This window comes from Psychroserpens mesophilus, assembly GCF_050617655.1.
Lineage (GTDB): Bacteria > Bacteroidota > Bacteroidia > Flavobacteriales > Flavobacteriaceae > Psychroserpens > Psychroserpens mesophilus_A.
In genome coordinates, this window is record NZ_JBODQC010000203.1 from 1 (window position 1) to 266 (window position 266).

Annotated in this window: 1 protein-coding gene; it reads right to left on the reverse strand. The window is 66.2% G+C overall.

The window, feature by feature from the left end; genetic code table 11:
• On the reverse strand, positions 1-266 hold a 266-nt coding region (locus ACRHNM_RS16955; protein WP_431137794.1), incomplete at both ends, for a flagellar basal body L-ring protein FlgH.

Below are 266 nucleotides of genomic sequence, written 5' to 3' on the forward strand. Positions count from 1 at the left end.
GAAGGCGTTGTTGGCCGTGCTGTCGCCCTTGCCCTGCGACACGTTGCCGCCCTTGGCGTCGGTGTTCAGGTTGGCGTTGGCCCAGCTGTCCATGAACGACGGCGCGGCGGCGATGCCCAGGCTGGCGTTGCCGCTGCGGTTGGTGTTGGTCGCGACGTTCTTGGAGGCGTTGGTCTTCTCGTTCAGGACGATGGTGACGATGTCGCCGACGTTGCGCGGCCGGCGGTCCTCGAACAGCGGATAGTTGCCGTACGTCGTGGGCTGGT